Genomic DNA, 11,279 nt, shown 5'->3' on the forward strand with positions numbered 1-11,279 from the left:
AGGTCGCAGGCTAAAGTTCTTCTTGTTCGGCCCGCAGGGCGGGAAGAACGCAAGGGGCTATAGCTCAGTTGGTAGAGCGCCTGCATGGCATGCAGGAGGTCAGGAGTTCAATTCTCCTTAGCTCCACAGATCGACTCTCTCTTGAGTTGTTCGGACATTGTTGATGAAAGATCCCGTTCCCGTCAGGGAGCGGGATCTTTCGTTGTTCCTCCCTGAGTTGAGAGCCTCGGGTGTGCGGAACGCGGCGCGGCGGGCGCAGTTGGCGGCCGGGGCGACGGTGGGCGCCCGAGGCGGCCGCCGAGGGGCGTGCCGCGGCTGACGGCCCGCCGGTACCGGGTCACCGCGCTCTCGCCCGGTGGGCGGGTGCCGTGGCCTTCGGCACACTCTTCTTGGATCGGCTTGAGTCACTTGGGGTCCCCGAGGCGTATACCTTTGCGGACGCGCTCCTGGCGTGCGTGTATGCGCCGGCCGCGACAGCCGCGCTGGGGGCCTGTGTCCGGACTGGTACGAAGGCGTCGCTGACCGTATTGCTCCGGCCGTGGCAGAATCAAACGGCCGGAAGGGGGCGCGGCCCGACGGGAGGGAGTAGCGATGCCTGCCAGCATCCTCGAGGAGGTCGACGATCTCCTCGAAGTGGCACTGAACCGTAAGAAAGCCACCCTCCTCGACTGCCCTTCCTGCGGATCGGTCCACGTTGCCCAGGTTCTCGGTGACAACGGTGGAATCTCCTACGTGTGCACGGCCTGCGGCCACAGCTGGAGCTGATTGATGGGTGCGCACAGGCGGAAATGCGATTGGTGCGGCAGTGGTACGCCGATCGTCCGCGACATGGAGCCGGTCAACCACGACTACCAGTACTGGTGTGAGGAATGCGCGCGGGCGCTGATCATAAAAGGCGACCCGATCGAGACGTACCGCGAGCTGGAGGGTGAGCCGATCTACGCACGGCTCCTCGACGAGCACTGCACCCTCAAGCGGTTCTACTCGTTCGCGACGGCCTGACCCGAGGGCGGCCGTCGGCGCGCGGCCGATCCCGGGGCTGGCCGGCGGCGTCAATCCCGCGCCGTTCCGGCGCAGTTCACCCCTGCCCGGCCTCCGCCGGCACCCGGCACGTCCCGCACGCCCCTGAAGGGCGCCTCAGCCGCCCAGGAGCGCACGCTCCGCACGGCGGAGGGCAATCACCCCGCCGCGCGGCCCGTGAGGCCCTCCAGGGCCGCGAGGCGCCGCGGACGCACTCCGGGACCCGTTCGGCGCAACCGGCGTATCACGGCGGGCGCGAGGGCTGAACAAAGACTATTTAATGCGACATGAGACCTGAATCGGGACAGACGGGAAACGATTTGGTGATGGACCAGGGGGACCGTGTAATGTTGGCGTCGCCGCCGGGGAAACCGGGCGACACGGTCAGTACGCGGTCTCACCGCGTGGCCACAAGGGGCTATAGCTCAGTTGGTAGAGCGCCTGCATGGCATGCAGGAGGTCAGGAGTTCAATTCTCCTTAGCTCCACAGACGTTGAGAGCGGGCCACCCGATCAGGGTGGTCCGCTTCTTCGTGGTCGGGTGTCCTGACGGAACCTGCCGAAGGCGGGCCACCGGTTTCCGGTGGCCCGCTTCTTCGTGTCAGCGGCCGCTGCCGAGCGCGCGGCGACCGCGCCCCTGGGAGAGGACCGGCAGGTTGCGTGCGGGGGCGGAGGACCTGGTGTCCTCCTCCAGACGCAGGGCGAGCGCCGGGCAGCGACGCACCGCGCGCAGTGCCTTCGCCTCGGCGTACGCGGGCACCGGGGCCTGCGCGACGGTCGGGAAGCCGTCGGCGCCCAGTTCGAAGACCTCGGGGAGGAGATCGGCGCACAGGCCGTGCCCGCGGCACAGCGTCCAGTCCACGAAGATCTTCTGGCGGCTGGGACCCGCCTCCTGCTCGCCGGGGCCGCTCAGGATGCCCATGGGTACCTGACCGTCCTCGAAGAGCGGCAGAACGCCCTCCACGGGCCTTCCGCAGCCGTTTCCGAGGACATGCGCGGCCAGGTCGTCCGTGAACGCCTTCAGGGTCGACTCGATGAACATCGCCGAACCGTCCGGGTGGGAGCAGGCACCGCGCCGCTTCACGGACTTGGCGACCTGCTTCACGGCCTCCAGCGCCGCCGGGCCGCCGCCGTTGAGGATGTCCGCCAGACCGCGCGCCGCGGCGGGCAGCCCCAGGTAGCAGGGACCGCACTGACCCGCGCTCTCGTCGGCCAGCCACTGCGCCACGCGCAGCGACTCGCCGAGGGGGCAGGTCTCCTGGGTGATGGGGAGGATCGCGCCGGCGCCGAGCGCGCCGCCCACCGCGGCCAGGGAGTCCCGCGAGACGATCGCCTCGCTGACGGTCGCCGCGTCCAGCCACTTGCCGTGGTAGCCGCCGGTGAGCACACCCTGCGGCATCGCCGGGGCGCCGGCCAGCTGGAGCACGTACCGCAGGGGTACGCCGGTGGGGACCTCGATCACCATGGGGCGCGCCACCGCGCCCGAGACGGTGAGCATGACGGTGCCGGGCTCGTCGTACAGACCCGTGTTGCGGTAGCGGTCGGGGCCGATGCGGGCGGCGATGGCCAGCTGCGCGAACGTCTCGGCGTTCGACAGCAGGGTGGGCGCGCCGCCGACACCGGTCTGGGACGCGCTGACCTTGCGGCCCGGCGGAACGGCCGGGCCGCCGTCGATCGAGCGGATCAGCGACGCGGCTGCTCCGGTCACCATGCGTATCGGATTGCGCTGCACACGCGCGCGAAGGGGCGATCCCCTGCGGTTGCTCAGCCCCCGCTCGGCCAGCGCCGCTTCCATGGAGCGCTGGGTGGACTCGCGGGTCACACCGATCACGAGCGTGCGGGCGCCCATGGCCTCCGCGACCAGCAGGGCGCCGTCGAGGATGAGGTGCGGGGCACGGTTGATGAGCACCGTGTCCTTGCGGCAGGCCGGTTCGTCCTCGCTTCCGTTGACGACCACCACCGGGCGGATGCCCTTCTTGATGGCCGACTCGGCGACCGAGCGCAGTTTCTTGCCGAACGGGAAGCCGGCCCCGCCGCGGCCCTTCAGGTTGATGGCCTCGGCGAGGCCCGCGAGCTCCTCCCCGCCCAGGGGTTCGAGCGGACCGTGCACCTTGAGGTGCATGGGTAGATCAAGACGTTCAACCAGGTCGAAACCCGACGTGAGCTGCGGAAGTCCGACGACGCGGACTTCCGGGACGTCGGGCAGGGCCTCGTTCACTTAAAGCCTCCGGAAGGGGCATTCCAGGATTCACCGGAGCCAGGAGCGTCGAAGGCGCCCGGCAGTACGTCAGTCGTGGGACCGCTGTCGTACGTGTCGTTGGTGTTGTACGTGCGGTAGGACGCGTTCGTCTCACCGGTGTTGTACACATCACTCGTGCCGTAGCCGCCGGCGGGTGAATTGCCATAGACCGGGGTGGTGTATCCGGTGTCCTGGAGCGGGTCGTACGCCGACGCCGGTGCCTCGCCGACGGGGGGCGGCGAGGGGACGGGCCAGCTGCTCGGGTTGCCGCCGTTGTCGACACGGGGGAACGTCTGGGTGGGCTGCATGTTCGCGGGCATCTGGAACTGCTGTGTCCCGGGGGCCGCGGGGCCGTCGCCGGGAGGGGTCACGGCCCGGTAGGCCGCCGCGAAGCCGCCCGTGTCCGCGGGGTCGGGCGCGCCGCCGTACTGCGGGGAGGCGGTCTCCTTGCGCTGGGACGGGACGAAGTTGTCGCCGGCGGACCGCTGGGCGGAGCGTCCACCGGAGCCCTGCTGCGGCGACTCCATCGCGGCGGCGCGGGAGGCGTCCAGGTCGTCGCGGAACCCGCGGGGGCTGCCGCCGCCGGTGAGCGCCAGGATCCGCGCCGCGACCTTGTGCTTCACGGAGTTCGGGGCGGCACGCAGCGCGAGGGCGGCGATGACACCGACCAGGCACAACTCGTACGAGATCATGAAGAAGGGCTTGGCCGCGCGCCCCGCGAACAGGCCGTGGATCAGGGCCGCGCACAGTGCGGGGTAGGCCAGCATGTGCATGGCGCGCCAGCGGGCGGCGACCACGGCGGGTGCGGCGAACCGATTGCGCAGTGCGCCGGTGATGCCGACGAAGATCATGAGCAGACCGGCCAGCGAGCCGAGGCCGATGAGTCCGCCGACGCCCTTGACGCCCAGGCTGAAGGGGATCAGCGCGGCGATCAGGACGGTGTGGTCCAGGGCCAGCTTGACGGTGATGTGCACCAGGAGGAACGCGATCGAGGCGATGGCGGTCACCCGGTGGATACCCTGCGCGACGATCCGCTGACGTGTGTCGAGGATGAGCCGGTCCTGGGCGACCAGGCCCCAGATCACCGAGCAGGTCAGGGAGACCAGCGACAGGACGCCGGCGCCGAAGTTCAGGAAGTCCTGGACTGCGTTGCCTCCCACCAGCACGATCGCGGGTATGAGGAGCAGGACGGCAGCCGTAGCCGCCCCGTAGGCCGAACGGCCCACCCGGGGAAGCGAGCTGTTGTTACGACGAGGGTCCATGAGGGGGTACTCCCAAGGGTTCGGGGAAGCGGTCCCGAAGGCGCACTCTAAGTCGAGAAATACCGACGAGTTCCAGGTTTGAGTTATTGCGTTGTTACCAAAGGGCAATGAGGTCTTTGTGTTGTCCGTAAGCGTCCGTTAAGCGAAGTAAAATTTGAACATCGTTCAACGTTTTTGGAGGCCACGAGGGGTGGCACGGGGTGCCGCGCGGTCCCGAAAGTTCGTCGCGGCCCGCACGGGGGCTGCGGTACCCTGACGCCATGCGTGCCGTACGCCTTCTGCTTAGCGAGCCGCGCTGATCAGCCCCGACCACTGACGCATCGTGGTCGGCATCAGCGCGGCGTCCCCTCCTGTGCGAGGGGTTTTTTCATTTCTTGAGTGTCACAGCCGCTGGCAGAGACGATCGATGGAGCTTTGAGGACATGAGCGAGACGAACACCGCTGCCACCGCCGAGCAGGCCGCGCCGCACCGCTACACGGCCGCTCTGGCCGCCGACATCGAGGCACGCTGGCAGGACTTCTGGGACGCCGAGGGCACGTACGAGGCTCCGAACCCCACCGGCGACCTGGCCGGCGACCCCGAGCTGGCCGCCAGGCCCAAGAAGTTCATCATGGACATGTTCCCGTACCCGTCGGGTGCGGGTCTGCACGTGGGTCACCCCCTGGGCTACATCGCCACCGATGTGTACGCCCGGTTCCAGCGGATGACCGGCCACAACGTCCTGCACACGCTGGGCTTCGACGCCTTCGGCCTGCCCGCCGAGCAGTACGCCGTGCAGACCGGCACGCACCCGCGCGTGTCCACCGAGGCCAACATGGAGAACATGAAGGTCCAGCTGCGCGCGCTGGGCCTGGGCCACGACAAGCGCCGGTCGTTCGCCACGATCGACCCGGAGTACTACAAGTGGACGCAGTGGATCTTCCTGCAGATCTTCAACTCCTGGTACGACGACGAGGCCGGCAAGGCCCGTCCCGTCTCCGCGCTGGTCGCCCAGTTCGAGAGCGGTGAGCGTGCCGTCCCCGCCACCGGCTCCACCACGCGCGCGTGGAACGAGCTGAGCGCCACCGAGCGCGCCGACGTCCTGAGCGGCTTCCGCCTGGCGTACGCCTCGGACGCGCCGGTCAACTGGTGCCCCGGCCTGGGCACCGTCCTGGCCAACGAGGAGGTCACCTCCGACGGCCGTTCCGAGCGCGGCAACTTCCCCGTCTTCAAGGCCAAGCTGCGCCAGTGGAACATGCGCATCACCGCCTACGCGGACCGCCTGCTGGACGACCTGGACGCGCTGGACTGGCCCGAGGCCATCAAGCTGCAGCAGCGCAACTGGATCGGCCGCTCCGAGGGCGCCCGCGTCGACTTCCCGATCGACGGCGAAGCGATCACGGTCTTCACCACCCGCCAGGACACCCTGTTCGGCGCCACCTACATGGTGCTGGCGCCGGAGCACCCGCTGGTCGAGAAGTTCACCCCGGACGCCTGGCCCGAGGGCACCCACGAGGTGTGGACCGGCGGTCACGCGACGCCCGCCGAGGCCGTCGCCGCCTACCGCGCGCAGGCCGCCTCCAAGTCCGACGTCGAGCGGCAGGCCGAGGCCAAGGACAAGACCGGCGTCTTCACGGGCACGTTCGCCACCAACCCGGTCAACGGCGAGAAGGTCCCGGTCTTCATCGCCGACTACGTACTGATGGGCTACGGCACCGGCGCGATCATGGCCGTCCCGGCGCACGACACCCGGGACTTCGCCTTCGCGCGCGCCTTCGAACTGCCCATGCGCTGTGTGGTCGAGCCCTCGGACGACCGCGGCACCGACGCCTCCACCTGGGACGACGCCTTCGCCTCGTACGACGCGAAGATCGTCAACTCCACCGGCGACGACATCTCCCTGGACGGCCTGGGCGTGGTCGACGCCAAGGCGCGCATCACGGAGTGGCTGGCGCGCCGCGGCATCGGCGAGGGCACCGTCAACTTCCGGCTGCGCGACTGGCTGTTCAGCCGCCAGCGCTACTGGGGCGAGCCCTTCCCGATCGTCTACGACGAGGACGGCGTCGCCCACTCGCTGCCCGAGTCGATGCTGCCCCTGGAACTGCCGGAGGTCGAGGACTACTCGCCGCGCACCTTCGACCCGGACGACGCGAACACGTCCCCGGAGACCCCGCTGTCCCGCAACGAGGACTGGGTCGCCGTCACCCTGGACCTGGGCGACGGCCGTGGCCCGCAGAAGTACCGCCGCGAGACCAACACCATGCCCAACTGGGCCGGTTCCTGCTGGTACGAGCTGCGCTACCTGGACCCGCACAACGACCAGAAGCTGGTCGACCCGGCCATCGAGCAGTACTGGATGGGCCCGCGCGAGGGGCAGCCGACCGGCGGCGTCGACCTGTACGTCGGCGGCGCCGAGCACGCCGTGCTGCACCTGCTGTACGCCCGCTTCTGGTCGAAGGTCCTGTTCGACCTGGGGCACATCTCGTCGGCCGAGCCGTTCCACAAGCTGTTCAACCAGGGCATGATCCAGGCCTACGTGTACCGCGACAGCCGCGGTATCGCCGTACCGGCGGCCGAGGTGGAGGAGCGCGAAGGCGCCTACTACTACCAGGGCGAGAAGGTCTCCCGGCTGCTGGGCAAGATGGGCAAGTCCCTGAAGAACGCGGTCACCCCGGACGAGATCTGCGCCGAGTACGGAGCGGACACGCTGCGCCTGTACGAGATGGCGATGGGTCCCCTGGACGTGTCCCGCCCGTGGGACACGCGCGCGGTGGTGGGCCAGTACCGCCTGCTGCAGCGGCTGTGGCGCAACGTCGTCGACGAGGCGACCGGCGAGGTCACGGTCTCCGCGGCCGAGCCGGACGAGGACACCCTGCGTGCCCTGCACAAGGCCATCGACGGTGTGCGCCAGGACCTGGAGGGCATGCGGTTCAACACCGCCATCGCCAAGGTCACCGAGCTGAACAACCACCTGACCAAGGCGGGCGGCCCGGTCGCCCGCCCGGTCGTCGAGGCCCTGGTGCTGATGGTCGCGCCGCTGGCCCCGCACATCGCCGAGGAACTGTGGCGCAAGCTGGGCCACACCGACTCGGTCGTCCACCGGGACTTCCCCGTCGCCGACCCCGCGTACGTCATCGACGAGGCCGTGACCTGCGTCGTCCAGATCAAGGGCAAGGTCAAGGCGCGCCTGGAGGTCTCCCCGGCGATCTCCGACGAGGAACTGGAGAAGGTGGCGCTGGCCGACGAGAAGGTCGTCGCGGCGCTGGACGGCGCCGGGATCCGCAAGGTGATCGTCCGCGCGCCGAAGTTGGTGAACATCGTCACCGCGTAGCCGTGACAGTGCCGCCGTCGTGACCCGGGCCCGGGTGCGACGCCCCCACGCGGGTCCCGGCGCCGAAGGCTCGGGGTAGTCCCCTACGGGCAGGTTCGGGGTTCTTTCGGAACTCCGAACCTGCCCGCAGCGTTTACCGTTGAGAGCGCGGCGAAAGCTGCCGCGACCGGTCGGAGGAGGAGTGTGATGGGAACCGTGATCACCGTAATCGCCTTGCTCTTCCTGCTGTTCGTGGTGTTCGGCGCGTACGCGACCGTGAAGGTGATCGGCGCCGCCAAGCGCGGCGTGGACCGCACGATCTCGCAGGCCCGCCGCACGGTCGAGGACACCACTCTGCGCGCCAAGACCTTCGCCCAGCCCGGCCCCCAGGGCGAGCTCGCGCAGCTCAGGCTGACGCTGCGCACCTCGATGCGGGCCACCCAGGACGCGCTGCACGCGAGCGTGGCGGAGGACGAGTCCCTCAAGGAGTCCCTGAGCCTCTTCGAGCGGCTCAGCACGCACGGACGCGAGCTGGACGCCGAGCTGAAGCGCCTGGAGACCGAGCCCGACCGGAACACGCTCGCCACGCGGCTGCCCGGCCTGCGCGAGCGCACCCAGCGGATCACGGGGTCGGCGGACTCGCTGCGCTGGGCCGCCCGCGACCGGGCCCTCCGCTTCGCGGGCGACGACCTGGACACCCTGAGCGCCCAGATCGACGTGGAGGCCGGCGCGCTGCGTCACTGGACCAAGGAGCCGGGTCCCGCCGAGTCCTGGCCCGACGCCACCCCGGCGGACGCGGGCACCCCCGGCGGGCAGGCCAGGGCCCAGGCCCCGGACTCCGGCACGAAGGACCGGCCGAAGCGTTCCGCCATCACACCGCCCGGCCAACGGCCCACCTACCCTTGGCAGAAGAAGCCCCGCCCGGAGAGCACGACATGATCAGGCCGCCCCGACCGCGGGTGGAAGGGGCCGGGCTGCCGCCCACCCGCCCCGCCAGGTAATCTCCAGCTCATGTCCCGCCATGTCGCGATCGTCACCGATTCAACGGCCTACCTGCCGCCGCGGACGATGGAGCGCCATGGCATCACGGCGGTTCCCCTCACCGTGGTCCTCGGAGACCAGGCGCTCGAAGAGGGCACCGAGATCTCGGCCCGGTCGCTGGCGCAGGCCCTGCAGAAGCGGCGCCCCGTCACGACCTCCCGGCCCAGCCCCGAGACGTTCGCCGCGGCCTACCGCAAGGTCGCCGAGTCCGGGGCCACCGGCATCGTCTCCCTGCACCTTTCCTCGGAGTTCTCGGGCACCTACGACGCGGCGGTGCTCGCGGCGCGCGACGCCCCGGTCCCGGTCCGGGTCGTCGACACCGGGATGGTCGCGATGGCCCTCGGGTTCTGCGCGCTGGCCGCCGCCGAGTCCGCCGAGCTGGGCGGCACCATCGACGAGGCGGTCACGGCCGCGGAGAAGCGGGCCGCAGGCACGGCCGCGTACTTCTACGTCGACACCCTCGACTACCTCCGCCGTGGCGGCAGGATCGGGACCGCGCAGGCTCTGCTGGGTTCCGCGCTCGCGGTGAAGCCGCTGCTCCAGCTCAACGACGGCCGTATCGAACTTCTCGAAAAGGTCCGGACGGCGTCCAAGGCGATCGCCCGCCTGGAGGAGATCGTCGCCGACCGCGCCGGCAGTTCGCAGGTGGACATCGCCGTTCACCATCTGGCGGCTCCCGAGCGGGCGTCGGCCCTCGCGGACCGCTTGCGGGCGCGGGTTCCGGGGCTTGCCGAGCTGCATGTGAGCGAGGTGGGCGCGGTGATCGGAGCCCACACCGGACCCGGGCTGCTCGGGGCGGTCGTGTCGCCCCGGTGACCCGGCCGCCGACGCCTGTGCGGTGCGTGTCGCGGTTCGTGTCCGCCGCCCGTACGGGTGATGGAGTTGTCCACAACTGGGCTGCTTTCCACCGGAATTGAGCAAGATCATCGCGGGAGTGCCGGGATGCCGGATCCTCGCCGCATGGCACTTCGATCGAGCTCACGCACCGCCACCCCGACCAGCGGCCCGGGCCGTGGCCACCTATCCGACAGCCGCAGCCGCAGCCGCAGCCGCCATCGCCGTCGCGATCAGAGCGGGCGGGTCCAGCGCCACGACGCATCGGCCGCGGCTCTCCGTCTGCGCGCCGAGGCACTCTTCACCGAACGAGCCCAGGGGCGAAGGGAGTCGGGGAACGCGCCGCCGGGGACGGACCACGACGTCGGAGACGCCCTCAGGGCGAACACGGCGGTGGGCACAGCGGTTCCACGGGTTCCTGACCTCGGTCGGAACCCGTGGAACCCCGGCGCCGCGGCCGACAGCCGCAGCGCCACAACGGATACCGGCGGGATCCCGCGGATTGACCGCCCGCCGGTCGACCGCGGACCGGTCGACCGCGGACCGGTCGACCACGGATCGGTCGGCCGGGGGCTGGCTGACCACGGGCCGATCGGCCGACCGCCGGCCGACGGGACGGTCACCGCGCGGGCGCTGGTCGCGAATGCGCCAGCCGCAGCCGTGTCGGGCGTGACTGCGCAGGCTGCGAAGGCGGCAGCCGTGACCGTTCCCACAGCGGAGGGGCCGGTCGTGGAGGCCGACGGGTGGCGGGACCGGGCCGGGCTCGCCGTGCGGGAGCGGCTGCCCTTGTGGTTGCAGTCGAGGTGCGGTCTGGAACGCAGGAGCGTGGCCGCGCTGACCATGCTGCTGGTCGTGGCCGCGGTCTTCGCCGTGCAGCACTTCTGGGCGGGCAGGACGCGACCGGTCCGAGCGCCTGAGGTGATGAGTGCCGCGGCACCGTACGGCGCGAGGAGCGGGCGGGGCGACCCGCAGGGCCGGAAATCCGGTGCGCCGGACGGACCATCGAGCGCCGCTGCCGGTACCGGCGGGAGCGTTCTCGTCGTGGACGTGGGCGGGAAGGTTCGTGCCCCCGGACTCCAGCGGTTGCCGGTCGGGTCCCGCGTCGAGGACGCCCTGCGAGCCGCCGGCGGTGTGCGTACGGGGACGGACACCGAAGGCCTCAACCGCGCACGTCTCCTCGTGGACGGTGAACAGATCGTGGTCGGCGCGTCCCCGCCCTCGACGGGAGCCGGCTCGGACGGCTCAGGGCCGGTCGGCGCGGGAGGAGGCGCGGCGGGCGCGGTGCCTTCCGCGCCGATTCCCCTCAACACGGCCACCGTCGACCAACTCGACGGTCTGCCCGGGGTCGGTCCCGTCCTGGCCCGGCACATCATCGACTACCGCACGGCGCACGGCGGTTTCCGCTCGGTCGACGAACTCCGCGAGGTGAGTGGAATCGGAGACCGCCGCTTCGCCGATCTCCGGAACCTGGTGCGGCTATGAGCGATCCCGGCAGGAGGGTTGAGCGAGCCGCCTCGGTGACGAGCGCGCGGAGGGACCGACCAGCGGGGTCGGACGCCTCGCGAGGGCTCTGCGGGTCGGCGGGGATCGAGGA

8 protein-coding genes, 2 tRNA genes and 1 pseudogene are annotated in these 11,279 nt (G+C 70.5%); 9 read left to right on the top strand and 2 right to left on the bottom strand.

Annotation, left to right across the window (positions count from 1 at the left end):
- Positions 1-53: 53 nt before the first annotated feature.
- The 5 genes and pseudogenes from OHT01_RS26385 to OHT01_RS26405 all read left to right on the top strand — a co-directional run bounded on the left by OHT01_RS26385 (position 54) and on the right by OHT01_RS26405 (position 1,507).
- Positions 54-126 (top strand) — tRNA-Ala (locus tag OHT01_RS26385).
- A gap of 236 nt (positions 127-362) precedes the next feature.
- Positions 363-522 (top strand): annotated as a pseudogene (locus OHT01_RS26390) (MFS transporter); the annotation flags it as partial.
- A 69-nt stretch (positions 523-591) separates the two neighbouring features.
- Positions 592-765, top strand: a complete 174-nt coding sequence (locus tag OHT01_RS26395; protein WP_261702676.1) for a hypothetical protein — start codon at positions 592-594, stop codon at positions 763-765.
- Between the two features lie 3 nt (positions 766-768).
- Positions 769-1,002 (top strand): hypothetical protein, encoded by a 234-nt coding sequence (locus tag OHT01_RS26400; RefSeq protein ID WP_037618755.1) that lies wholly within the window; start codon positions 769-771, stop codon positions 1,000-1,002.
- A gap of 432 nt (positions 1,003-1,434) precedes the next feature.
- A tRNA-Ala gene (locus OHT01_RS26405) sits at positions 1,435-1,507 on the top strand.
- A gap of 113 nt (positions 1,508-1,620) precedes the next feature.
- On the opposite strand, the gene OHT01_RS26410 is transcribed toward OHT01_RS26405, so the two are convergent.
- Together OHT01_RS26410 and OHT01_RS26415 are read right to left on the bottom strand one after the other, a co-directional pair.
- The gene (locus OHT01_RS26410) at positions 1,621-3,237 is read right to left on the bottom strand and encodes an NADH-ubiquinone oxidoreductase-F iron-sulfur binding region domain-containing protein (protein WP_328555595.1); all 1,617 of its coding nucleotides are present in this window, start codon (positions 3,235-3,237) and stop codon (positions 1,621-1,623) included.
- A complete protein-coding gene (locus OHT01_RS26415) occupies positions 3,234-4,520 on the bottom strand; it encodes a cytochrome b/b6 domain-containing protein (RefSeq protein ID WP_328555596.1) in 1,287 nt (428 codons plus the stop codon). Before OHT01_RS26415 ends, OHT01_RS26410 begins: the two co-directional genes overlap by 4 nt.
- Positions 4,521-4,942: 422 nt before the next feature.
- Here OHT01_RS26415 and leuS point away from each other — a divergent pair, with 422 nt between their 5' ends.
- From leuS to OHT01_RS26435, 4 genes are all read left to right on the top strand, one after another.
- Positions 4,943-7,831, top strand: coding sequence for a leucine--tRNA ligase (leuS, locus tag OHT01_RS26420; protein WP_328555597.1), 2,889 nt, complete (start codon positions 4,943-4,945; stop codon positions 7,829-7,831).
- 186 nt (positions 7,832-8,017) lie between these two features.
- Positions 8,018-8,749: a hypothetical protein gene (locus OHT01_RS26425; protein ID WP_328555598.1), complete on the top strand. Its 732-nt coding sequence runs from the start codon at positions 8,018-8,020 to the stop codon at positions 8,747-8,749.
- A gap of 72 nt (positions 8,750-8,821) precedes the next feature.
- The gene (locus OHT01_RS26430; RefSeq protein ID WP_328555599.1) at positions 8,822-9,667 is read left to right on the top strand and encodes a DegV family protein; all 846 of its coding nucleotides are present in this window, start codon (positions 8,822-8,824) and stop codon (positions 9,665-9,667) included.
- Positions 9,668-10,318: 651 nt separating this feature from the next.
- Positions 10,319-11,167: a helix-hairpin-helix domain-containing protein gene (locus tag OHT01_RS26435; RefSeq protein WP_443043550.1), complete on the top strand. Its 849-nt coding sequence runs from the start codon at positions 10,319-10,321 to the stop codon at positions 11,165-11,167.
- The last annotated feature ends 112 nt before the right edge of the window (positions 11,168-11,279 follow it).

The organism is Streptomyces sp. NBC_00358, assembly GCF_036099295.1.
In the GTDB taxonomy this organism is placed as follows: Bacteria; Actinomycetota; Actinomycetes; order Streptomycetales; family Streptomycetaceae; genus Streptomyces.

Excerpts from the sequence above, each read along its gene's own strand:
- OHT01_RS26395 (WP_261702676.1), top strand. The coding sequence starts at position 592 with ATGCCTGCCAGCATCCTCGAGGAGGTCGACGATCTCCTCGAAGTGGCA.
- OHT01_RS26400 (WP_037618755.1), top strand. The coding sequence starts at position 769 with ATGGGTGCGCACAGGCGGAAATGCGATTGGTGCGGCAGTGGTACGCCG.
- OHT01_RS26415 (WP_328555596.1), bottom strand. The coding sequence starts at position 4,520 with ATGGACCCTCGTCGTAACAACAGCTCGCTTCCCCGGGTGGGCCGTTCG.
- leuS (WP_328555597.1), top strand. The coding sequence starts at position 4,943 with ATGAGCGAGACGAACACCGCTGCCACCGCCGAGCAGGCCGCGCCGCAC.
- OHT01_RS26425 (WP_328555598.1), top strand. The coding sequence starts at position 8,018 with ATGGGAACCGTGATCACCGTAATCGCCTTGCTCTTCCTGCTGTTCGTG.
- OHT01_RS26430 (WP_328555599.1), top strand. The coding sequence starts at position 8,822 with ATGTCCCGCCATGTCGCGATCGTCACCGATTCAACGGCCTACCTGCCG.